Below are 20,927 nucleotides of genomic sequence, written 5' to 3'. Positions count from 1 at the left end.
TCCTCAAGTCCCCCTTAAAAAACCAGGAGGATCAAGGGGATTATAAAAACTCACACAAAAAGAAGTTTTACAAAGTAACGCTATAATAATCTATCAAACAAAAAATAGAAAGAAATTTATGATAGACGAATCGAACAAAATACATTATAAATTGGGTTCGATTTTAAAAGACAGAACCCAACGATTTTTCTTTGAAAATGGACTAGAGATACAAAATTTGCGTTTCTATAATTTTTAAATAGATATTTTTCGCAACAGCGGTCCACCCCCTCACCCCCGCCAGCGGGGGACAGTTGGTTGTCCCCCTTAGTGAGGGGGATTAAGGGGGAGGAACTAAAGTTTGAAAATTCCTCAACATCAAGATAGAGAACCGGAAGCATGGAAAAGTCATTAACCCGTGAAGAGATGCGGGAGTTGGATAGAAAGGCTATTGAAGAATACAAGATTCCGAGCATTGTTCTTATGGAAAATGCAGGCAGGAACGTGGCTGAAGAAGTTTTGAAATTAATACAGAATCCACAAAAAACAAAAGTGGCAGTTTTATGTGGAAAAGGGAATAACGGCGGTGATGGGTTTGTCGTAGCACGACACCTTTACAATCATTGCATTCCATTGGATGTCTTTCTTGTTGCACGGATTTCTGATATTTTAAAAGGCGGAGATGCGGGTATAAACCTACAAATACTCGTAAATATGAAAATCCCCGTTAGAGAAGTACTTGATATCACAGGAGTAACCAATGCCTTAAAAGAATTAGGTAGTTATGACATCATCGTCGATGCATTGTTTGGGACAGGACTTTCGGGGGAGGTACGAGAACCGTTTAAAGCACTCGTTGAGGGCATTAATAACCTAAATAAACCCATTGTATCTGTGGACACACCGTCTGGTCTCGACTGCAATAACGGCAACATTTTGGGTACTGCCATGAAGGCTACAAAAACCGTAACATTTGCAGCAAGGAAAAGGGGGTTTTCTCTGGGAGATGGACCAGCATATACGGGAGAGGTTATCGTAACCGATATCAGCATCCCTAAGGAATTGTTACTGTAAAATGAAATATTTGCAATATCTTCGGGTTTAATTTATCCATCCGGCTTTACCGATACACAATTCTTGCCAGAAACCTTACATTGCTCCATTAAACGGTTTATTCTTTTAAGCAAAGTATCCACAGAATCATTTGGTTGTACCATGGTCGCACAAACAGAAACTGTAACATGAACACGATCAGCTCCAACGGAAAAACCTGATTGCTCTACTAAAATACGTATCTTATTTGCAATTTTATACAGATGGTCTTCACTGGCATTGGTAGCAATTACCATAAATTCCTCACCACTCCATCGACCTACCATATCTGATGCTCTTACACTATTTGACAGTGTTTTGCTGACCATCTTTAACACGTTGTTCCCGATATCATACCCATATACGTCATTTATTCTTTTAAATTCATCGATATCCACGAAAAAAATCCCATACGACCAACCATGTCTCTGCATCACACTAAACACAGACCGCAAGTTCATTTCCAATCCACGTCTTTTCATTAATCCTGTAAGGGGGTCAAGTAAGGCACACTTTTCAAGTTCCTCAATCTTATGAACAAACTCAACCTTCGAAGAATTATCGCAAAGTTCCTCAACTGCACCAATAATCTGCCCGTTTAAATTCCTGACCGGTGACGTGCGCACTAACACAGGCATCCGATAGCCATCTTTATGCCGGACATACACCTCCATACTCCGTGAGCGCCCGTCAGCGATTGATTCTACAGCCATGCATTCTTTCTCACAGACGTCCCTCCCCTGCTCATCCACAAACATCAGAATATTCCCTCTACAACACTGCCCCACCACCTCGGAGTTCTTATAACCGGTAAGAGTCTCTGCACCTTTATTACCGTAAGTAATTACCCTACCCTGATCGACAACATATATTCCATCAGAGAGGCTATCCAACAAACTTCTGTATAAATCACCGTCGTTCATCGCTGCATTTCCCCTTAAACTCAGTACATCAAAAAAACAACCTCAATATACAGCCTTATTTTATCATAACATTATCGGCCAAATATGAAAATATTTGAGCTGAAAAACGAGTACAGGTTATACAAAATTCCTTTATTCAGCAAAAATGTTATTTGATTGCATCTTTGCATGATAGGAACTTCGCACAAGTGGTCCTGATTCTATGTGATAAAATCCTAATCTCTCCCCTTCTAACTTTAACAATTCAAACTCATCGGGGGTATAAAAACGCCGAATCGCCAATGCATTCCTCTTTGGGCTCAGATACTGTCCAATAGTAAGCATATTGCATCCTGTATTCCTTATATCATGCATGGTATTGATTATTTCATCCCATTTCTCACCCAAACCTACCATGAGTCCTGATTTTACTGTTAAAAAAGGATTTTTCTCACGTGCATTCTTTAACAATTCCAGGGAACGTACATAACTGGCCATAGGTCTCACTTGTGGATAAAGGTGAGGTACCGTTTCTATATTGTGATTTAATACGTCTGGTCTGGCATTGATCACTGTTTCCAATGCTATTGAAACCCCGCCAAAATCAGGTATCAATACTTCTATTCTGCAATCTTTTACTTGTTCCCGGATACATTTGATTGTTTTTGCATAGGCTGATGCACCGCCATCGGGAAGGTCGTCCCTTGTTACAGAGGTAAGTACGATGTATTTTAATTCTATCTGTTTAACGGCCTCGGCGATCCGACGGGGTTCGCTCCTATCTGTCCCGGAAGGGCTGCCCTTCTTCACAGCACAAAATCCACACTGTCTGGTACAGGTGTCACCAAGTATTAAAAATGTCGCGGTCCGTTTTTCAAAACATTCTCCGATATTTGGACAGATTGCCTCTTCGCATACCGTGTGAAGCCGTTTCTCCCGCAGAACACCTTTTATCTCATGGTAATTTCTTCCTGCTGGTAACTTTACCCTTAGCCAATTTGGACGCATAGTATAATTTCTGATCCTTAATACACACACCACCAAAGAACACCGATTTCGACATTTGAATAGTGGCTATTTTTTTCTTCTCAATATATTTTGCACTTCCTCTTCCAACCCTTTCCGCCACTCTCTGTATTTCCGGGGAAATGGTTTGTCTTTTTTCAGCATGTTATATAAATAATTTATCCTGGACTCCACCATTACTTTGGCGAGTTCTGTATTATCGTGTATGTACTTATCTATTAAATTTAATATCGTATCTTTGTTTGCATAAAACTTTTTTATTAATTCCACGATATGCGACATATCGTGAATAACATTTCTGCTAAAGAAAATTATTATCGAATCTGAAAATGACAAAATATCCTCATTTTTATCAATAATGAGACACGCATTGTTATCGATAGCATGTAACTTATTATCGTCGGTAAACAAAACATTTCCCAGGTGCCTGTCGCTATTCCCAATTACGAAATCAAAGACCTTAAGTCGTTCAAAATCTTTCCTCTCTTCATCTGAAAATTTATTTATCTGATAGCCATCTTTTGCGTCTTTAATCCACTCCTGAACTGAGCCATCATATCGCACGTTACCGAATGTATCGTCAATTACCATCGTTTTTGGCACCAATCCAAGCCCTACGACCTTGTCGATTTGATAAACAATTGCCTCCCGAATTGCTGTATCAGGATTGCTGGCCATCCAGTAATGCCGAATATCGCACTTAAATATTACGGCGCTTCCATCTTTAAATGTTATCTTTTCCGGTCCACGGGGTCCTCCCATCCATCGGTCATAATCCACATGGTCTATTTCCCTGCCTTTTATGCTGCCAAAGATACCTTCTTTTGTGCCTTCTTCAAGGATCTTGCTTCGGTTATTTTTTGTATTTTCTAGTTTAACCATAAAATGTCATTATTTTATGAATTGTCACCTTCAACTTTATTTGTATATTTACATGGATCTTCCACAAACTGAATCCTCTGAGTCATCACCTTCATTTGAATAGGCATCATCTGTACTTGAAATACATTCGCATAGTGATGCGCAAGTTTATTATAGACCTCTTCAATTTTTGTGCTCTCGTTTAATAATTCCTGTATAGAAGTAACCCTCATCCCCTGAATTCCACAAGGAGTAATAAAATTGAAAGGCGAAAAATCATTGTTTACATTGAGAGAAAAACCATGCATAGTGTAACCCACCGCAATCCGAACACCAATAAACCCGATCTTTGCCTTCTTTACCCAAACCCCTGTGTATCCCTCATTTCGTTTGGCCACAATATTAAAGTCAGATAATGCCCTTATCATTACTTCTTCCAGCATCCGCAGATATTGATAATAATCCTTTGTATAAGCACCCATATTTATTATAGGATAGCCAACTATCTGGCCTGGGCCATGATAGGTAGCCAATCCGCCCCGATCGGTTTTATACACGGCAAAACCATTGCTCTCGTAATATTCCTTATTATCTATCAAGTTAGCTTCTTTATATCTGCGTCCGAAGGTAAAGGTCGGTGGGTGCTGAAGCAAGACAAGACAATCCTCTATCTTGCCAGAACTCCTTGCTTCCAGTAACGTCTTTTGAAACTCCCAGGCCTCACCATACTCCACTATATCCAGTTGGAGGAGCAGTCCTCTTCGCCTCATGTATTGAAACCTCCCATCCTTCCAGAATATCTTTTATTTTACGAAGAAACATATCGGCATTGGCCCCATCCATAACCCGATGATCAAAGGAAAGGCTGAGATACATCATGGATCGAATTGCAATTGCATCATCTACTACAACCGGTCTTTTGATAACAGCCCCCACACCCAATATCGCCGCCTGCGGTAGCAGTATAATGGGTGTTCCCAATAGGCTACCATTGAGGCCATAATTTGTGATAGTAAACGTACCCCCCTGAACTTCTTCCGGTTTTAATTTTTTTGTACGTGCACGCAAGGCAATATCCTGGATATTCTGGGCTAATTGCAACAAGTTCATTTTGTCCGCATCCCTTATTACCGGAACGATCAATCCATCTTCAAGGGATACTGCAATCCCGATGTTAATATAGTTTTTCTGAATGATGCCTTCATCCGTCCATGAGGCGTTCACTATGGGATGCTCTTTAAGGGAACGAGTTGTAGCAAGGGTTATAAATGGAAGATAGGTAAGGTGGATACCCTCTCTCTTCATAGCATCCTGATTTAGCTCGCGATACTTTGCAACCTTTGTCATATCAACCTCAAATACGGTTGTCACATGGGCGGCTGTCAGCTTACTCTGTACCATCCTATCAGCGGTAATTTTTCTTTTTGGACTAAAGGGGAGGAGAGTTTCTCTCTCCAAAACCTTCTTTTCGGCCTCTGCCGGTGGTGTAACAATACCCGCTTTTGAGGCCACGTAATCCATAATGTCCTTTTTCGTAACCCTCCCCCCTTCACCAGTACCCTTTACTTCATCTAAATTAACGTTATATTCTTTAGCCAATCTTCTTACCAGAGGGGAATACCTTTTTTCTCCTTCTTCCGTTTCCACAAACTTCTCGGTTGGCTTTACAACCGCTTCAGTTTCTCTTTCCTTTACAACTTCGGGTTTTTCTGGAGATACGATTGCACCTTCTTTTCCTTCAACGGTTTCAATTTGAGCAATCACTGTCTGCACAGGAATGGTCTTACCTTCGGGATAGAGGATCTTTTTCAGAATGCCAGTAATCGGTGACGGCACCTCTGTGTCGATCTTGTCTGTACTGATTTCAACAATAGGTTGTTCCTTTTCAACTCTATCCCCTTCGTGCACGAGCCATTTGGTAATGGTCCCTTCCGCTACACTCTCACCCATCTGTGGCATAATCACATTAACAGACATACATCAACCTCCTCATTAATAACGCATTAATTTTTCTACTGCAGAAATGACATTCTTCGGCTGTGGAATAAAGGCTTCCTCCATTTGCGCACTATAGGGTACCGGAGTATCAGGGGCAGCAACACGGATAATGGGTCCATCCAGATGGTCAAAGCAATATTCACTGATTAAGGCAGAGACCTCTGCCCCTACGCCACCCGTTTTGGTCTGTTCATGCAAGACAAGAACTTTGTTTGTCTTTTTTACGGTAGTAAAGATTGATTTTTTGTCCAATGGCAGGATGGTTCTCAAGTCAACAATTTCGCAGGAGACTCCATATTCATTCAGTGCCTGTGCCGCCTCAAGGGCAGTGTGAACCATTGCACCGTACGTAATAATTGATATATCCTTGCCTTCCAAAGCAATTCGGGCCTTTCCTATGGGGACAATATAATCTTCTTCAGGAATGGAATCTTTAATGCGTCTGTAAAGATATTTATGTTCGCAATAAATGACCGGGTCATTATCACGAATGGCCGCCTTTAATAAACCCTTGGCATCGTAAGCCGTAGAAGGTGCAACGATTTTTAATCCTGGCACATTAAAAAAGAATCCCTCAATACACTGTGAGTGGTATGCCCCGCCATGTATATTTCCACCGTATGGGGCACGCACAACGATGGGAGTAGCCGCCCCCCACCGGTAATGATTCTTTGCAGCCACATTCACCAGCTGATCAAACGCACAGGAGATAAAATCAGCAAACTGCATCTCCACAATGGGACGCATACCAACAAGCGCTGCACCAATAGCGGCGCCTGTAAAGCCGGATTCGGATAAAGGAGTATCCAGGACGCGCCACTCTCCGTACTTTTCATAAAACCCTTCCGTTGCACGAAACGCACCTCCATAAACCCCAACGTCTTCACCCAAAACAAATACGCTGGGATCACGTGACATTTCTTCGTCCATCGCCTCTTTAATCGCCTCAAGATAGGTAACCTCTTTCATATCCTCTCCTCCACTTCTCTGTTTTTTCTAAGGACTTTTTACATCTCTTCTCCGGGTGTTGCGTAAACACCCTTCAAACCATCTTCCGGGGTGGGATACGGGCTTTCTTCTGCAAATGCCTCTGCCTCTTCTATCTCTTTTTTTACACGCGAATCGATACCTTCCAATTCATCTTTTCCGTCAATAGTATTTTCCAACAAATATTTTTCCATATTTGATATGGGATCTTTTTTCTTCCATTCTTCCAGGAGTTCTTTCGGAACATATTTGGCGCTGTCATGCTCTGAATGGCCATGCATCCTCATGGTCTTACATTCTATAAATGTGGGCCCACCACCATTCCTGGCAATCTCATACGCCTCCTTTGCAGCCGTATAAACTTCCACGATATTGTTTCCGTCAACAATCTTGCTGGGTATGCCATAAGCCAGGGCACGCTCAGCGACATCTTTAATGGCCATCTGCAATCTTAACGGAGTAGTATAAGCATACTGGTTGTTGTTGCAGATAAAGACAATGGGTAATTTTCTTACAGCAGCGAAATTCATTCCTTCGTGGAAATCACCGCGGCTCGTCCCACCATCTCCTGTACATGCAGCTACGACCCTCTTTTCACCTCGCATTTTAAAGGCAAGGGCAGCGCCTGTTCCCACGGGATAATTATCTGCCAGATGGCTGGGGAAAGCAAAGACACCAAAGTTCAAATCCCCAATATGGACATTTCCTTCCTTACCGCCGGTAACACCTGTCTTTTTTCCCAAATACTGCGCCATAATACGTTTTGCAGAAATCCCCCGAACTAAGAAGGCCCCCATATCTCTGAAATATGGTGCTGCAATATCGTTCTTTTCAAGGGCATAACCATACCCTACAGAAACAGCTTCCGTACCGTTACTTGTCCACGCCCCCCCTAATATCTTTCCCTGATGATAAAGCGATGTCACCCTGTCTTCCAGTCTTCTTGTTAATTTGAGATAATAATACAATTGCAATAAATCTTCTCGCTTAATATCCATCGTTTTTCCCACCTGATATCACTATTTGATTTCAGAAATTTAAAAATGAAAGATAAAAAATTAAAATACCTAGCAAAATGTAAAATTGTCCCTTTGAATTTTGCTTTGCTATTTTACACTTTGCCTTTTTATTTTTCACCTTTTGATTTAATATTTTCGCGGCGCTTTTGTTTTTCCCTGCGGTAAATTATCAGATATTTACAGACCCCCGGTAATGGCCCGGTCGATCTCCATCTGGGCCTTGAGTTCCATGACGTGGTTGGTTAACTCTTCTATGTGCCCTTTTTCCCACTCTGCAAGGTTTAACAGCATCTTACGTGTAGCAGGCTTTGCCGCTTGTAAAGCTGCTCGATAGTAATAATCATATGATTCCTGTTCCCGCTTAATTGCCTCCATGAGGACTTCCATTATGGTGACAGGTTCCGGTGTGCGACCTATATTCATAACATCCCCCTTTCCAATTAAAAAAATATTACTCACCGCTGAAACTCACGGAATTACACCAGTTCACATTTGCTTTTGCATATGTTAATCTTTTTGTGATTTTTCGTGCCTTTCCGTGGTTAACTGTTACTCATTGTTACTGATTGTAACGGCCTTAAACTGATTAATTGGGGATTTTCGATATTTTTATGCTGAATTAATACCTTGAAAACTTCTCCCATCCCCTCAGGATGAAAAAGGTTTTTCACTTTTAATATCGTCTCAAGATTGTTATGTGTACCATTTAATTTTTCCAAAACCCCCAGGGCAATTAAATAATGGGATTGCTTTGTAAAACCTGTGACATCTAATCCAACTAACCGCCCGGCATTTATCAGGTTTGTGAAATCCACATGGGCAGTGATGTCTTGTTCCCCCAATCGTTCATAGTAATCCCAATTGATAGTATGTTTATAATAACACCTGACGGTGCCTCCAGTATTGCTTCTACAACAGAGTCCCTCTGCCGTATCGCCATAATCAATTGTTATGATAAATCCTTTATTTAATTTTTCTGAAACATGCTTTAGCCACTCTTCAGTGCCTAAATTTATCTCATATTCCTGGCCTTCTTTCAGATATATTTTATTGGCTTTAAGGTAATCTTTTAAAGCTGACACGGATATCTCATCGTCTATTTCGTAAAAATTTGTTGCATTATAACTTACATATACCTCTTTTAAAATCTTATTTTTTACCTTTAGGCGGTGGACCGGCAAGGCGTCAACAAATTCGTTTGATAAAAAACATCCCTGAATTTTATCGAAGGAAAATCCATCCTCTGAGTAAGTATGCCACGATACCTTTCCATCTGATCTGTCAGACAAAGGATTTTTTACTACTTCATCCAAAAGCAGCTGATGTTTTTCCCTTGCGTAAGGATTTGATTCTACAATGATGTAATGAAAATTATCATAAAATCTCGGATATTCTTTCCTGATACATTGAACAATGTCATAACATAACCATCCTCTGTTGGCACCCAGCTCAACAACAGTGAACTCCTCTTTCCCCATAATACTCCACATCTCTTCCAGTTGTTTTGCAATGAGTTCCCCGAAAATCCTGTGAACAGCAGGGCTTGTATAATAATCACCAAATTTTCCCACCCTTTCCGTATCAGTGTTATAATAGCCATGCTGCGGATGATAGAGTACCATTTGCATGAACTCTGCAAAGGTAATCTTTCCCTTTTTATTTATATTTTCTATGACCAAATCTCTAAGTAACTGCATAAAGTGTATATCTTATATAAATTATACAAATGAATGAATTGTCTTTTTATCAACTTTCCTATTTATGAGATTGCTTCGTCGTTCATCCGTTACAGTGACGGCACAACTACCTCATGTAACCGAGAGACTACCGTTTACTCCGTTTTTTGCTGATTTTTCAATGTCGCTTCTAATATGAGAAATAATCCTTTTACCCTTTTGTCAATCACATCGAGGATATTTTCACACCTCTCAAATCTATCGGTAAGTGAACTATCCACGAAGGCTTCTTCTGCCTCCTCAATGGCCTTTATAACTTCAGTTACTTCTTCTTTTTGTTTTAGTTTGTCCTTCCCTATTTCCTTTGCCAGGAGCAGTATTCCCAGGGAGAGTTTCCTGATTTCAGTGAGTTTATTTTCGAGTCTTTCAAGTCTATCCTCATCTGGCATATCAGTATACATTTTCTGCTACCTCCTTTATTAGCTGGCTATAGCTCTCCAATATCCTCGTTCCAAAGTTCAGGATTTTTCCGGATAAAATCTTTCATCAATTGTTTGCACTCATTAAGGTTTAAATCAACGATCTTTACCCCATGTGATTCCATAAATTCTTTTGCACCAGCAAAGTTCTCTGACTCCCCCACAATGACCTTCTTAATTCCAAACTGGACAACTGCACCAGCACAAAGATAGCAGGGCATCAAGGTAGAATAAAGGATCGTCTCACGGTATCTGCCAATCCTCCCGGCATTACTCAGGCAGTTAATTTCAGCGTGCATGATCGGATTATTTTCCTGCACACGTTTATTATGCCCTCTTCCGACAATCTTTCCGTCCATAACAAGAACAGAACCAATGGGAATCCCGCCCTCACGCAGTCCGAATTTTGCCTCATCGATTGCGGCCTTCATAAAGTTATCCATAAATTTACCCTCCTGCCAGCATCTTATGAAAAATATTTTGACATTTTTAACAAAAATATGAATAAAACTAACCCTGTCAGGGTTGACTCACAAATTTCGTGCTTCGGATTTCCTCCTTTTCGACTCGTTCGGGTCAGGTGTTATCGCAAAAGGAGATTTCACTGGTTATTAAAGTCTGATGCAGCACAGCCACAACCAATAGACCACCCCCTTTCCCCTCCTTCGCAAGGAGGGGGTGAGAGGGGAGGTAAAAGATAATAAACAATCTTTCCTTGTTCCTCCTTCACAAGGCGAAGACTTCGTCGTGAGTCTGCGGCGCGAGTTCAGACAAACGCTCAGTCAAGCGGTAAAAAACTTCCTTAAAAAGAAGTTTTATGGAGCAATCCTATGAAGCGGATTCTACAGCGGATTATATTTGCATGCAAGGAATATGTTTGTTTAAATTATCGATGAAGATAATTAAGCAGTTTTTTTGAGTGGCACGGACTTCGTCGTGAGCGCTCAGTCGAACGACAAACTCAATTTGTCTGTGCTTGACTTGATGTATGGAATTTTCAAACAAAAATTTCCTCCCCCTGTCCCCCTCTAGAAGGGGATAAAGGGGGAGGTTTCCCCTCACCGCGGGGGACAACCAACTGTCCCCCGCTGGCGGGGGTAAAGGGGGTGGACACCTGTCATGAAATTTGTAATTGCAAGTCGCTGAAGACCTAAATAAATATCCTATCGAGGAACTTTAGAAACCGGAGGTACGCGTTATGGGTGAATTGAGCGCATTTGGCAAGATTTTAATAGGCCTGGGCATTCTTATGATCATCATCGGTGGGCTTTTTGTGGTCGGGGGCAAGATCCCTTTTCTAGGCAGACTTCCCGGCGATATCGTCGTTCAAAAGAAAAACTTTAGCTTCTACTTCCCCATCACCACCTGCATCATCATCAGCATCATCTTCTCCCTGATCATGTGGTTATTGAGCAGGAGATAAAGCGGGCGGGAAGTCAGACCACAAAAAAGAGAACAGATACGCCGGAACACCATTTTTCTTTAGGAAGAAGGTTTTCATAGATTCACGGAAGGATTGAATCTCTATATTGTCAACCGGGGGACGGTTGACCTACCACCACCGATAAAAAGCCATTTGTAGGTGGTATAATCCTTTGCAAGGTCTACTTGACGGGATTTTCTATTATATATGTACACTATAGCCCTGTATTCTGACTCGTGGCTCTTCATGTTCCGATGATAAAGACATGGGATTCTTTATTTTTCACCATTGACATCAGACGTATGATAAAATAATATATATACGTCATCAGGAGGTATATCATGACTACAAAACTAACTCTGCGATTAGATGGTAAATTGATCAAACAAGCAAAGAAAGCGGCACAGGCCAAAGGAGTCAGCCTGTCACGCATTGTGGAGGATTATTTCAGGACACTCACGCTTCGGGAAAGGAAGGGAACGACGGAGTCTCCGGTATTATCGGAAATATCAGGCGTCCTTTCAGCCTGGGCAGGCACAAAAAAGCCCCGTGAGGAATACAGAAAACATCTTGAGGAAAAATATCGTTGAAATCCGCCCTCTGCGATATCAATTTCTTTCTCGATATTTTCCTTAAGCGCGAGCAGTTTTACTTTCCGGCTGCGGGGGTATTTAAAATGATCGAAGAGAAGAAATTGAAGGGATATATCTGCGCCCTCAGTTTCCCGACTCTTTACTACCTGCTCTCGAAAGAACTGAAGCGGGAGAAGTCTGTAAAGATTTTAGAAAAGGTCAGGATCGTCTTTCACGTAGCGGCGGTTGATGAGCGCGTGATTGATCTATCACTGACGTCAAATTTCAGGGACTTTGAAGATGCCGTGCAGTATTATTCGGCGGTTTTAGCAAACGCTGACTGCCTTATTACCAGGAATAAAAGCGATTACAAGGTTGATAACCTGCCGGTTTTAACACCGGAAGAATTTCTGGCGATTGTAGAAGCATAGATGACTGCGGTCGAAATACTGCCGTAATGCTTACTCCCGAATACTGACTTTCTGTGTTACGAACGTATTGCTGATAAAGACAGGGACAGTTTTATCATTAGTTTTGCCCTGTCATATTTCATAATACAGCCGGTCCCGATACCCTCTAACACTTTATCGGGAGATTAATCCGTATTTTTTCATCGAATTCCCAATCACTCTTTTTGTCCTTCCGAACGGGGCCAATGTACCGTTGTTTGACGACTTCCCTGATATGAGCAAACCCTTTTATTATGCAATCTGAAATCCTTTCTTTGTTGATTTTTGTTCCGGACAGTAGTGCCTTTACAAATGAGGCATGAAATGGGAGCAGATCTGATCGAGCCGGTTTGTGATGCATGTCCGCGCTTCTTCTCGTGAGCCATGTTTGTCGCATACTTTTGCGCCACCTGCATCAGCTATTATGGTGAATAGCATCCGCCAGTGTTGAGATAACTGCCACCATATCCACCCCACACAATCATCTGTGTGCCCGTCCACACCGTCGTGTGATAAATTCTGGCAGATGGAGTTGAATATGCAACAGATGCTGCAAGCCAGGTATTTGGCAGAGGGGCTAGGGATGCTGTTGCAGCAATTTCAGGCATACGGTAGGCAAATTCCTCCCTTTTCTCCACTCCATCTCATGATATGCACCTTTCATCTCCTTCATGTCCTCTATCCTGCCGAGCGATTCCACCTTTCTCATCGCTTGCTTCTTCAATCTCCCGTGAAACCGCTCATCGAAGGCATACCAGTCGTGTATGAGTCTTTCCACCAACGTCTGCCTGGCCAAGACCTCCGCTATCAACTGCGGATCATTCCCCAGTGCCACCCATAGTTCACGTAACATATCGGGATTCCTGGTTGTCTCTGCCATTCGCTCAAGCTCCGCCTGGAGATCGCTTCCTGTTACCGGATGATGCCATACCTCTTCCAGAGCCTTTGACTTCCTCAGCGTCTCCGTGACCTTCTTTCTCAGCTCGTCTTCAGATATGACCTCGCTAAAAAACCGCCTTACTGCAAAAGATGATCTTTGAAAAAACATCTTCGGCAGTAAGGCTGCCTTTCTATTTTCCTGCGTTTGCAGGAAAAACGGTTTAAAGACCCTAAAATACTGAATATTAAGAATTTATGACTATAACATGACAGGTATAAATAGCAACCCATTTATTCAAAAGAAGCGCATACAATGTGTCATGGCACATTGTATGATATGAGAAGCAAGGGCAATAATAAAAGGGCTTCCGAATCCCAATGACTATAAACAAAAATAGTCCGATATGCCATTTCTGACATACCAGACTATTGTTTAAACTCCCTCATATCGTTTTACACCCCCCTTTCTCTAAATCCAAACTCACCTCACAAAGATGTCTATTAATGTTATACCCATGAGTCCAACGCTGATAATTCCATTCACGGTAAAAAAGGCCGTGTTAATTTTTGATAGGTCTTTGGGCCTTACGAGGGCATGTTCATACAACAGCAAAGCGGCAATGATACATACCCCAAACAGATAAATCATACCCAAATCGGCATATCGGGATAACGCGAGCAGCACTAATACCATAAAAAGATGCAATACCCCGGAAAGTATTAATGCCCCCCTGATGCCTAATTTCTTAGGAATGGAATATAATCCTGTCTTTACGTCGTGTTCCAGGTCCTGACATGCATAGATAATATCGAACCCTGCTGTCCACAATACTACTGCAAAGGCCAGCAGGAAAGGTGTCGGTGCCAGTGTCCCCTGAATCCCCACCCATGCACCGATAGGTGACAATCCTAATGCAAGACCCAGGACAAAATGAGATAAATGGGTAAACCGTTTTGTGTATGAATAACCAAAGATGACAAGGATGGCTAAGGGGGCCATAAAGAATGCCAACCGGTTAAGTAACCATGCACAGGCAATAAAGAGTATGACGCAGAGAATGGTAAATATCCACACAGAGCTTCTGCCGATTTTCTTTTGCAGTTCGACACGATAAGCTGTGCGTGGGTTGTAGGCGTCGTAAGATGCATCAACCAACCGATTAAAAGACATGGCTGCACTACGTGCTGCTACCAGTGCTGCAATGATTAATAATAATTGTTTTATACCTGGCATGCCTCCTGCCGCAAGGAATGCACTCATCACTGCAAAGGGAAACGAAAATATCGTATGACTGAATTTGATTAAATCGAGTATCGAAGTAATTTTTTTCAGCAGGTCAGAAAAACCCATTTTGACGTTTTGTGTTTCATTCATATGCACTATCAAGACCTGGTACTAATTACTAACGAGGCGAAGCCTCAGACCAATTAAAAACAAGATGCAAGTTTGGCTGATGAGATGAATGGTTAAATGGTTAAAAACTATCTAGCCATATAAACATTCAGCCATTATCATGCATCGTGTTGTACGTCCAAACATGGCTCATAAGTAAAGACAAATCGCAGATAACGTATTTAAACTGCAAGATTATAGTAATAAACGACGTATTAATCAAGGATGAGATGGGAAATATCTAGAGCAGATATGTCTGCCGGAGTGACAGCAATAAAAATTTATTTGCCCTAAAAGTGTCAAAATGACAACGACAAAATCGTGTTGATTAGTAAAATAAAAATTTGTAAAATAAATTCAAACCTAAATTTTAAATGAAGCCTTAAGTGGTTGCTTTATGAAGCAATAGAGCTGTTTTTGTACTACCCTCAATTATCTGATTCCCTGAATGGCAACCAGATAGATATCTTTGGGGAATTTGTGATGATTTTATTGGTATATTATTTGCTAAATATTTCACAAAAGTAGATGAGGATTCAATATGATGGCATTATTAGATCCGCGCGCAGGGCACTATTCGCTTCTTATAACTGATGACGATGAATCCTGCCGTGACAGTATAAAAGACGTATTTAAACCCAAGGGTTACACAACATATCTTGCGAGTTGTGGACGAGAGGCTGTTAAGATAGCCAGAACAGAAGAGGTACATCTGTTAATTCTGGATGTACACCTTCCTGATTATAGTGGTCTTGAAACATTTAAGATTATAAAAAAGGAAATCAGTCTTACCATTCCTTGCATCTTTATGTCAGGAGAAATAACAAAGGAACTTCAAATTGATCTTATAAGTGAGGATGTGTATACCCTGATACCAAAACCGATTAACATTAATATATTACGGGATTCCGTGGAGCAAGTTATTGCGAAATACTATTGGAAATAGTTCTGTTAAAGAAAGGAGTGATTTGAGTTATGAATGTAAGGCCATTAGGTGAAAAAATATTAATAAAGAGGGTCGAAGCGGAGGGAAAGACTGCCGGCGGTATTCTATTACCCGATACGGCGAAAGAAAAACCAAAGGAAGGTAAGATTATTGCTCTTGGAGACGGGAAATTATTAAAGAGCGGAGAGCGGGCGAAGTTTCAGGTTGCGAAGGGTGACAGGGTACTATTCAGTTCTTACGGTGGTACCGAAGTAAAAATCGATGGCGAAGAATATCTGCTGATGTCTGAAGATGATATTTTGGCTGTAATTGACTAATATTTCAGGAGGTAGTGATGGCTGCAAAAAAGATTCTCTATGGGTATGACGCCAGTGAGTCTATAAAAAATGGTATCAAGAAGCTGGCGCAAGCCGTTAAGGTTACGTTGGGACCGAAAGGCCGCAATGTCGTTATTGAAAAGAGTTTTGGCTCCCCAGTTGTAGTTAATGACGGTGTTACTGTTGCAAAGGAAATTGAACTGGAAGATCCCTACGAAGATATGGGAGCTAAAATGGTGAAAGAGGCTGCCTCAAAAACGAATGATATGGTAGGCGATGGTACCTCTACGGCTACGCTTTTGGCGGAAGCTGTCTTTGAGGAAGGTCTTAAAAATATTACGGCAGGCGCTAATCCTGTAGATATTAAGCATGGGATAGAAAAGGCCGTGGATGCCCTGGTAAAAGAATTAACCAGGATGAGCATTAAAATATCAGATAAAAAAGAGATTGCGCAAATTGCTACAATTGCCGGTAACAATGATGAAGAGATCGGCAACCAAATAGCAGATGCCATGGAAAAGGTCGGCAAGGATGGCGTCATTACGGTGGAAGAGGGGAAAAGCCTGAAAACCTCCGTCGATGTCGTGGAAGGGATGCAATTCGATAAGGGTTATTTATCACCCTATTTTGTTACCTCACCTGAAACCATGGAGGCAATATTTGAGAACCCCTATATCCTGGTACATGAAAAGAAACTATCTGCCATCAAAGACCTCGTTCCTTTATTGGAAAAGATTGCCCAATCAGGCAGGGCATTAATTCTTATTGCGGAAGATATAGAAGGGGAAGTGCTTAGTACCCTCGTAGTCAATAAACTCCGTGGAACCCTGCAATGTGTTGCAGTTAAGGCGCCGGGGTTTGGCGACAGACGGAAGGCAATGTTGGGTGATATTGCTGCTCTGACAGGAGGCAAGGCACTGTTTGAAGATTTGGGCATACAACTCTCCAGCATACAACTCAGCGATCTCGGCAGAGCAAAGAAGGTAGTTGTCGACAAGGATACCACAACGATCATTGAGGGGGCCGGTGATAAAAATGAAATTCAAGGCAGGATTTCGCAGATCAAGGCAGAGATAGATACAACTACCTCTGATTACGATCGTGAAAAATTGCAGGAGCGGCTTGCAAAACTTTCCGGTGGAATTGCACAGATTAACGTCGGAGCTGCCACAGAGGCGGAAATGAAGGAAAAGAAGTACCGTGTTGAAGATGCAGTACAGGCCACCCGGGCGGCAGTTGAAGAAGGTATCTTGCCGGGCGGAGGAGTTGCCCTGATAAGGGCATCGAAGGTATTGGATACCATATCAGTCAAGGGCGATGAAAAAATTGGTGTAAATATTGTCAGAGCGGCTGCAGAAAGGCCAATTCAGTTAATTGCTGAGAATGCCGGACTGGAAGGCGCAGTTATCCTGCAAAAGGTAAAAGAAGGTACCGGCAATTATGGCTATGACGCTTTTGGTGAAAGATATACCGACATGGTCGAATCAGGTATCGTCGATGCCGCAAAGGTTGTAAAAGTAGCGTTACAAAATGGCGCAAGCATTGCCGCCCTGCTTTTAACGACCAATGCAGTTATTGGTGAACTACCAGAGGAGAAAGAAGAGACAGGTTCTGCTCCCTGCGGACACAGACATTAACGACCAGGACATGGATTCCTTCAAATGAAACGAACATTAATGTTGTATTTGTAAAATTCTCATAATCTGTGTTTGAAAGCAGAAATTTCTAAATAAAAAGGCGTTGACTGTTCAAGTACAACGCCTTTTTTATTTCAGTTTGATTTTTATCCTTTTATGATTAGAATACCTGTTTGCCACCAGGACTCCGGGGTGCAAAACAATAAAAATGATACCAAAAAACCAATACAACAAATATCAATCTCCACTTTCTGAACGATACGCCAGTAAAGAGATGTGCTACATCTTTTCTGATCAACATAAATTTAGCACCTGGCGGAAACTCTGGATTGCGCTTGCTGAGGCACAGCAAGAACTCGGACTAGGGGCTATTACCAGCGACCAGATCGATGAAATGCGACGCTTTCAGGACACGATCAACTTTGATGTAGCAAGAGAGTATGAGAGGAAACTCAGACACGACGTTATGTCGCATATCCACGCCTACGGTGAACAGTGTCCAAAGGCAAGGCCAATCATCCATCTCGGTGCGACCAGTGCTTACGTACAGGACAATACCGACCTTATCCAGATGAAGGAAGGATTACTTATTGTCCTTGCGAAGCTGGTAAATATCGTAAGCATCCTTTCAAATCAGGCAATGAAATACAAAGGGCTTGCAACCTTAAGTTTTACTCATTTCCAGCCGGCCCAACCAACAACGTTAGGAAAACGTATTTGTTTATGGATACAGGATTATATTTTCGATATTGAGGAAATTGAGACGAAGATCAGGGGTTTACGGTTCCACGGTGTAAAGGGTACCACAGGTACACAGGCCAGCTTTATGTCACTCTTTCACAATGATACAGAAAAGGTTAAAAGACTGGACGAACTCGTCACAAAGAAAATGGGATTTGATGGGTATTATCCTGTAACAGGACAAACATACAGTCGGAAAATTGACAGCCAGATAGCTTTTGGCCTGGCAGGTATTGCACAATCTTCCCAAAAGTTTTCCAACGATATGAGATTACTTCAACATCTGAAAGAGGTAGAAGAGCCCTTTGAGGAAGAGCAGATCGGCTCATCGGCCATGGCTTATAAGAGGAACCCTATGCGTTGTGAACGGATTGCAGCCCTTGCACGTTACGTGCTCTGTAACTGTTTAAATCCGGCATTTACTGCTGCCTCCCAGTGGTTTGAAAGGACGCTGGATGATTCTGCCAACAAAAGAATTTCTGTTCCCGAGGCATTTCTTGCCATTGATGGCATATTGAATATTGTTTTGAACGTTGCATCCGGATTTAGCGTCTATCCCTCTGTTATCAGCCTCCATCTTGCAGATGAATTACCTTTTCTGGTAACGGAAAACATCCTCATGGAAGCCGTAAATGCAGGTGGAGACCGCCAGGAGCTGCATGAAAAGATTCGCAGACACGCAATGGACGCCACCCGCAAGATAAAAGAAGAGGGAAACAAAAATGACCTTTTAGAGCGAATCACACAAGACCCTTCCTTTTTTAAGATTAAATCAAGATTGAAGGAAATTGCTGACCCGGCCAAATTAATTGGTAGGGCACCGCAACAGGCGGAAGAATTTATAAGTCAGGTTGTGCGCCCTCTTCTAAAACGGAACAATAATCTTATTGATAAGAAATTAATACCTTCGCTGAATGTTTAATTATAGGTAACGATTCAAATTCCCCCCCTGTTTTATGTGGTAGAATGACTAAAGCGTGATCTTTAAAATTTTTACGCTTCAATCCGCGGATAGGTTCAATGAAAGACAATTGTAGGGACACGGTGCTCCGTGTCCCTACCAGGGGTGTTTCAATTCCTTATAGGTTCAATGAAAGCAAAACGTAACTTTTTGGTTTTTAGGAGGTATCTAGTTTCAATTCCTTATAGGTTCAATGAAAGTTTTCAATTAGTCCCCTCCTGGGAGGGGTGTAGGGGTGGGTTTCCTCTGGGGGGGAACAAATTAACCCTGTCAGGGTTTGAAACCCTGACAGGGTTCTTGGGTGCCGTTCTGGAGATTTTTGGGGCATGGTGGGCAATGCCCACCCTACTTGATTAGATGAATAGCTTGATGATTATGGAGATGATACCGGCAATGACAAAGCCCAGCATCCATTTGACGAGATTTATTTCAATTTTTAGGACCTTCACTTCTGCTTTCAGGTCTGTTAAATCAGATTCGATATGGGTAAAATGTTTTTCAAAGTCGGCAATGGCGCTGGCCGCTGCCTTTGCCTTCTCTTCCGAGACGCCGGCCTCCTTGAATGCCTCATATACCTCGGTGATCATGGTAGTCATAGCGACAATTATAGCAGATATATCACGATAAACAATGAAAATTCCCTTGGCATCGCCTTGCCAAAAGGTAGGGATGCCCACCCTACTTGACTGACGACCACCAAACCCGTTTCAATTCCTTATAGGTTCAATGAAAGATTATTTCGGATTACAAACCTTGCCGGCTGAATCGCGTTTCAATTCCTTATAGGTTCAATGAAAGATGTTACCATTGAGACAATTTTGCAGCGATGATCTGTTTCAATTCCTTATAGGTTCAATGAAAGTTGGTCTGTGCCGGAACTCACCATTAAGGTAAACGTTTCAATTCCTTATAGGTTCAATGAAAGGGTAGTCGAGGGGAAATAGATTAATTGCTCAACCAAGGTTTCAATTCCTTATAGGTTCAATGAAAGCATACGGTAATCCCACCAACGCCTCCAACACCAACGTTTCAATTCCTTATAGGTTCAATGAAAGGGAAAACGAACAGAGCGTTACCTTAACCTCCGCAAGTTTCAATTCCTTATAGGTTCAATGAAAGGCCTCATCACGTATTGCATCTATTACCTCATTTTTCGTTTCAATTCCTTATAGGTTCAATGAAAGCATTTTCCACTCCTTTCAGCCCGGATTAACGGCTCGTTTCAATTCCTTATAGGTTCAATGAAAGAGAAACCTCGTTGATGTGTTTCAGGTTTGTATTGAGGTTTCAATTCCTTATAGGTTCAATGAAAGGTGATAACCGTTATTTTTTTTAATGAAAGGGGGTTGTTTCAATTCCTTATAGGTTCAATGAAAGCCCATCGCCAAAATTCCGCTTTAGTAATGCAAGGGTGTTTCAATTCCTTATAGGTTCAATGAAAGTTCTCGCCTGGGGGCTTGCCCCCATAAGCGCTAACTTGTTTTATTGACAAATTTTATTCATCATGGTATTTTTATAACAATTATCCCGCTACTTATAGGAGAACAAAGCCATGATGAATGAAGATTGGGATCTTCTCAAAACCTTTTT

Annotated in this window: 24 protein-coding genes and 1 CRISPR repeat array; of the genes, 8 read left to right on the top strand and 16 right to left on the bottom strand. The window is 41.8% G+C overall.

The genetic code is table 11. The features are described 5' to 3' along the window. Window positions 1-378: 378 nt before the first annotated feature. Window positions 379-1,053 carry an NAD(P)H-hydrate epimerase gene (locus E3K36_10125; GenBank protein ID MCF6155590.1) on the top strand — a complete coding sequence of 225 codons (675 nt, stop codon included), beginning with the start codon at window positions 379-381 and terminating at the stop codon, window positions 1,051-1,053. Window positions 1,054-1,085: 32 nt separating this feature from the next. Here E3K36_10125 and E3K36_10120 read toward each other — a convergent pair whose 3' ends face one another. From E3K36_10120 to E3K36_10070, 11 genes are all read right to left on the bottom strand, one after another. Further along, window positions 1,086-1,994 carry a sensor domain-containing diguanylate cyclase gene (locus tag E3K36_10120; protein MCF6155589.1) on the bottom strand — a complete coding sequence of 303 codons (909 nt, stop codon included), beginning with the start codon at window positions 1,992-1,994 and terminating at the stop codon, window positions 1,086-1,088. Between the two features lie 132 nt (window positions 1,995-2,126). Continuing rightward, window positions 2,127-2,981, bottom strand: a complete 855-nt coding sequence (lipA, locus tag E3K36_10115) for a lipoyl synthase (protein ID MCF6155588.1) — start codon at window positions 2,979-2,981, stop codon at window positions 2,127-2,129. A 66-nt stretch (window positions 2,982-3,047) separates the two neighbouring features. Continuing rightward, window positions 3,048-3,881 (bottom strand): hypothetical protein, encoded by an 834-nt coding sequence (locus tag E3K36_10110; GenBank protein MCF6155587.1) that lies wholly within the window; start codon window positions 3,879-3,881, stop codon window positions 3,048-3,050. Window positions 3,882-3,895: 14 nt separating this feature from the next. Then, window positions 3,896-4,603: a lipoyl(octanoyl) transferase LipB gene (lipB, locus tag E3K36_10105; protein ID MCF6155586.1), complete on the bottom strand. Its 708-nt coding sequence runs from the start codon at window positions 4,601-4,603 to the stop codon at window positions 3,896-3,898. Continuing rightward, the gene (locus tag E3K36_10100) at window positions 4,581-5,837 is read right to left on the bottom strand and encodes a 2-oxo acid dehydrogenase subunit E2 (GenBank protein MCF6155585.1); all 1,257 of its coding nucleotides are present in this window, start codon (window positions 5,835-5,837) and stop codon (window positions 4,581-4,583) included. Before E3K36_10100 ends, lipB begins: the two co-directional genes overlap by 23 nt. 15 nt (window positions 5,838-5,852) lie before the next feature. Then, on the bottom strand, window positions 5,853-6,827 hold the full coding sequence (locus tag E3K36_10095) for an alpha-ketoacid dehydrogenase subunit beta (protein MCF6155584.1): 975 nt from the start codon (window positions 6,825-6,827) through the stop codon (window positions 5,853-5,855). Between the two features lie 38 nt (window positions 6,828-6,865). Next, window positions 6,866-7,843, bottom strand: a complete 978-nt coding sequence (locus tag E3K36_10090) for a thiamine pyrophosphate-dependent dehydrogenase E1 component subunit alpha (protein ID MCF6155583.1) — start codon at window positions 7,841-7,843, stop codon at window positions 6,866-6,868. Between the two features lie 198 nt (window positions 7,844-8,041). After that, complete coding sequence (locus E3K36_10085) at window positions 8,042-8,287, bottom strand: hypothetical protein (protein ID MCF6155582.1); 246 nt, start codon at window positions 8,285-8,287, stop codon at window positions 8,042-8,044. A 119-nt stretch (window positions 8,288-8,406) separates the two neighbouring features. Further along, window positions 8,407-9,561, bottom strand: a complete 1,155-nt coding sequence (locus E3K36_10080) for a methyltransferase (protein MCF6155581.1) — start codon at window positions 9,559-9,561, stop codon at window positions 8,407-8,409. Window positions 9,562-9,695: 134 nt separating this feature from the next. Continuing rightward, entirely contained in the window at window positions 9,696-10,001 is a 306-nt protein-coding gene (locus tag E3K36_10075; protein MCF6155580.1) for a hypothetical protein, read from the bottom strand. A gap of 26 nt (window positions 10,002-10,027) precedes the next feature. Continuing rightward, window positions 10,028-10,462, bottom strand: coding sequence for a nucleoside deaminase (locus E3K36_10070; protein ID MCF6155579.1), 435 nt, complete (start codon window positions 10,460-10,462; stop codon window positions 10,028-10,030). A 755-nt stretch (window positions 10,463-11,217) separates the two neighbouring features. Between E3K36_10070 and E3K36_10065 the strand changes: the two genes are divergently transcribed. The 3 genes from E3K36_10065 to E3K36_10055 all read left to right on the top strand — a co-directional run bounded on the left by E3K36_10065 (window position 11,218) and on the right by E3K36_10055 (window position 12,445). Then, window positions 11,218-11,442 carry a DUF2905 domain-containing protein gene (locus E3K36_10065; protein MCF6155578.1) on the top strand — a complete coding sequence of 75 codons (225 nt, stop codon included), beginning with the start codon at window positions 11,218-11,220 and terminating at the stop codon, window positions 11,440-11,442. A 341-nt stretch (window positions 11,443-11,783) separates the two neighbouring features. Beyond that, a complete protein-coding gene (locus E3K36_10060; GenBank protein ID MCF6155577.1) occupies window positions 11,784-12,032 on the top strand; it encodes a hypothetical protein in 249 nt (82 codons plus the stop codon). Then, window positions 12,023-12,445, top strand: a complete 423-nt coding sequence (locus E3K36_10055) for a PIN domain-containing protein (protein MCF6155576.1) — start codon at window positions 12,023-12,025, stop codon at window positions 12,443-12,445. Before E3K36_10060 ends, E3K36_10055 begins: the two co-directional genes overlap by 10 nt. Before the next feature lie 145 nt (window positions 12,446-12,590). Here the strand turns inward: E3K36_10055 and E3K36_10050 are convergent, their stop codons facing one another. The 4 genes from E3K36_10050 to E3K36_10035 all read right to left on the bottom strand — a co-directional run bounded on the left by E3K36_10050 (window position 12,591) and on the right by E3K36_10035 (window position 14,693). Next, window positions 12,591-12,860 carry a hypothetical protein gene (locus E3K36_10050; protein MCF6155575.1) on the bottom strand — a complete coding sequence of 90 codons (270 nt, stop codon included), beginning with the start codon at window positions 12,858-12,860 and terminating at the stop codon, window positions 12,591-12,593. 25 nt (window positions 12,861-12,885) lie between these two features. Continuing rightward, entirely contained in the window at window positions 12,886-13,071 is a 186-nt protein-coding gene (locus tag E3K36_10045) for a hypothetical protein (protein ID MCF6155574.1), read from the bottom strand. Further along, window positions 13,041-13,511, bottom strand: coding sequence for a hypothetical protein (locus E3K36_10040; GenBank protein MCF6155573.1), 471 nt, complete (start codon window positions 13,509-13,511; stop codon window positions 13,041-13,043). Before E3K36_10040 ends, E3K36_10045 begins: the two co-directional genes overlap by 31 nt. A gap of 312 nt (window positions 13,512-13,823) precedes the next feature. After that, window positions 13,824-14,693: a 4-hydroxybenzoate octaprenyltransferase gene (locus E3K36_10035; GenBank protein ID MCF6155572.1), complete on the bottom strand. Its 870-nt coding sequence runs from the start codon at window positions 14,691-14,693 to the stop codon at window positions 13,824-13,826. 583 nt (window positions 14,694-15,276) lie between these two features. Here E3K36_10035 and E3K36_10030 point away from each other — a divergent pair. The 4 genes from E3K36_10030 to E3K36_10015 all read left to right on the top strand — a co-directional run bounded on the left by E3K36_10030 (window position 15,277) and on the right by E3K36_10015 (window position 19,298). Beyond that, window positions 15,277-15,681, top strand: coding sequence for a response regulator (locus tag E3K36_10030; GenBank protein ID MCF6155571.1), 405 nt, complete (start codon window positions 15,277-15,279; stop codon window positions 15,679-15,681). A 29-nt stretch (window positions 15,682-15,710) separates the two neighbouring features. Further along, window positions 15,711-15,998 carry a co-chaperone GroES gene (locus E3K36_10025; GenBank protein MCF6155570.1) on the top strand — a complete coding sequence of 96 codons (288 nt, stop codon included), beginning with the start codon at window positions 15,711-15,713 and terminating at the stop codon, window positions 15,996-15,998. 17 nt (window positions 15,999-16,015) lie between these two features. Then, window positions 16,016-17,635, top strand: a complete 1,620-nt coding sequence (groL, locus tag E3K36_10020; GenBank protein ID MCF6155569.1) for a chaperonin GroEL — start codon at window positions 16,016-16,018, stop codon at window positions 17,633-17,635. Window positions 17,636-17,843: 208 nt separating this feature from the next. Then, complete coding sequence (locus tag E3K36_10015; protein ID MCF6155568.1) at window positions 17,844-19,298, top strand: adenylosuccinate lyase; 1,455 nt, start codon at window positions 17,844-17,846, stop codon at window positions 19,296-19,298. A 392-nt stretch (window positions 19,299-19,690) separates the two neighbouring features. On the opposite strand, the gene E3K36_10010 is transcribed toward E3K36_10015, so the two are convergent. Then, window positions 19,691-20,014: a hypothetical protein gene (locus E3K36_10010; protein MCF6155567.1), complete on the bottom strand. Its 324-nt coding sequence runs from the start codon at window positions 20,012-20,014 to the stop codon at window positions 19,691-19,693. Window positions 20,015-20,041: 27 nt separating this feature from the next. Next, window positions 20,042-20,779: direct repeats of the CRISPR family, unit length 29 nt; unit sequence GTTTCAATTCCTTATAGGTTCAATGAAAG. Window positions 20,780-20,927 lie beyond the last annotated feature (148 nt).

This window comes from Candidatus Brocadia sp. (assembly GCA_021646415.1).
Lineage (GTDB): Bacteria > Planctomycetota > Brocadiia > Brocadiales > Brocadiaceae > Brocadia.
This window is presented reverse-complemented; position numbering and strand designations above follow the sequence as displayed.

Excerpts from the sequence above, each read along its gene's own strand:
- E3K36_10125 (MCF6155590.1), top strand. The coding sequence starts at position 379 with ATGGAAAAGTCATTAACCCGTGAAGAGATGCGGGAGTTGGATAGAAAG.
- E3K36_10120 (MCF6155589.1), bottom strand. The coding sequence starts at position 1,994 with ATGAACGACGGTGATTTATACAGAAGTTTGTTGGATAGCCTCTCTGAT.
- lipA (MCF6155588.1), bottom strand. The coding sequence starts at position 2,981 with ATGCGTCCAAATTGGCTAAGGGTAAAGTTACCAGCAGGAAGAAATTAC.
- E3K36_10110 (MCF6155587.1), bottom strand. The coding sequence starts at position 3,881 with ATGGTTAAACTAGAAAATACAAAAAATAACCGAAGCAAGATCCTTGAA.
- E3K36_10100 (MCF6155585.1), bottom strand. The coding sequence starts at position 5,837 with ATGTCTGTTAATGTGATTATGCCACAGATGGGTGAGAGTGTAGCGGAA.
- E3K36_10095 (MCF6155584.1), bottom strand. The coding sequence starts at position 6,827 with ATGAAAGAGGTTACCTATCTTGAGGCGATTAAAGAGGCGATGGACGAA.
- E3K36_10090 (MCF6155583.1), bottom strand. The coding sequence starts at position 7,843 with ATGGATATTAAGCGAGAAGATTTATTGCAATTGTATTATTATCTCAAA.
- E3K36_10085 (MCF6155582.1), bottom strand. The coding sequence starts at position 8,287 with ATGAATATAGGTCGCACACCGGAACCTGTCACCATAATGGAAGTCCTC.
- E3K36_10080 (MCF6155581.1), bottom strand. The coding sequence starts at position 9,561 with ATGCAGTTACTTAGAGATTTGGTCATAGAAAATATAAATAAAAAGGGA.
- E3K36_10075 (MCF6155580.1), bottom strand. The coding sequence starts at position 10,001 with ATGTATACTGATATGCCAGATGAGGATAGACTTGAAAGACTCGAAAAT.
- E3K36_10070 (MCF6155579.1), bottom strand. The coding sequence starts at position 10,462 with ATGGATAACTTTATGAAGGCCGCAATCGATGAGGCAAAATTCGGACTG.
- E3K36_10065 (MCF6155578.1), top strand. The coding sequence starts at position 11,218 with ATGGGTGAATTGAGCGCATTTGGCAAGATTTTAATAGGCCTGGGCATT.
- E3K36_10060 (MCF6155577.1), top strand. The coding sequence starts at position 11,784 with ATGACTACAAAACTAACTCTGCGATTAGATGGTAAATTGATCAAACAA.
- E3K36_10050 (MCF6155575.1), bottom strand. The coding sequence starts at position 12,860 with ATGCGACAAACATGGCTCACGAGAAGAAGCGCGGACATGCATCACAAA.
- E3K36_10045 (MCF6155574.1), bottom strand. The coding sequence starts at position 13,071 with ATGCCTGAAATTGCTGCAACAGCATCCCTAGCCCCTCTGCCAAATACC.
- E3K36_10040 (MCF6155573.1), bottom strand. The coding sequence starts at position 13,511 with ATGTTTTTTCAAAGATCATCTTTTGCAGTAAGGCGGTTTTTTAGCGAG.
- E3K36_10035 (MCF6155572.1), bottom strand. The coding sequence starts at position 14,693 with ATGGGTTTTTCTGACCTGCTGAAAAAAATTACTTCGATACTCGATTTA.
- E3K36_10030 (MCF6155571.1), top strand. The coding sequence starts at position 15,277 with ATGATGGCATTATTAGATCCGCGCGCAGGGCACTATTCGCTTCTTATA.
- E3K36_10025 (MCF6155570.1), top strand. The coding sequence starts at position 15,711 with ATGAATGTAAGGCCATTAGGTGAAAAAATATTAATAAAGAGGGTCGAA.
- groL (MCF6155569.1), top strand. The coding sequence starts at position 16,016 with ATGGCTGCAAAAAAGATTCTCTATGGGTATGACGCCAGTGAGTCTATA.
- E3K36_10015 (MCF6155568.1), top strand. The coding sequence starts at position 17,844 with ATGATACCAAAAAACCAATACAACAAATATCAATCTCCACTTTCTGAA.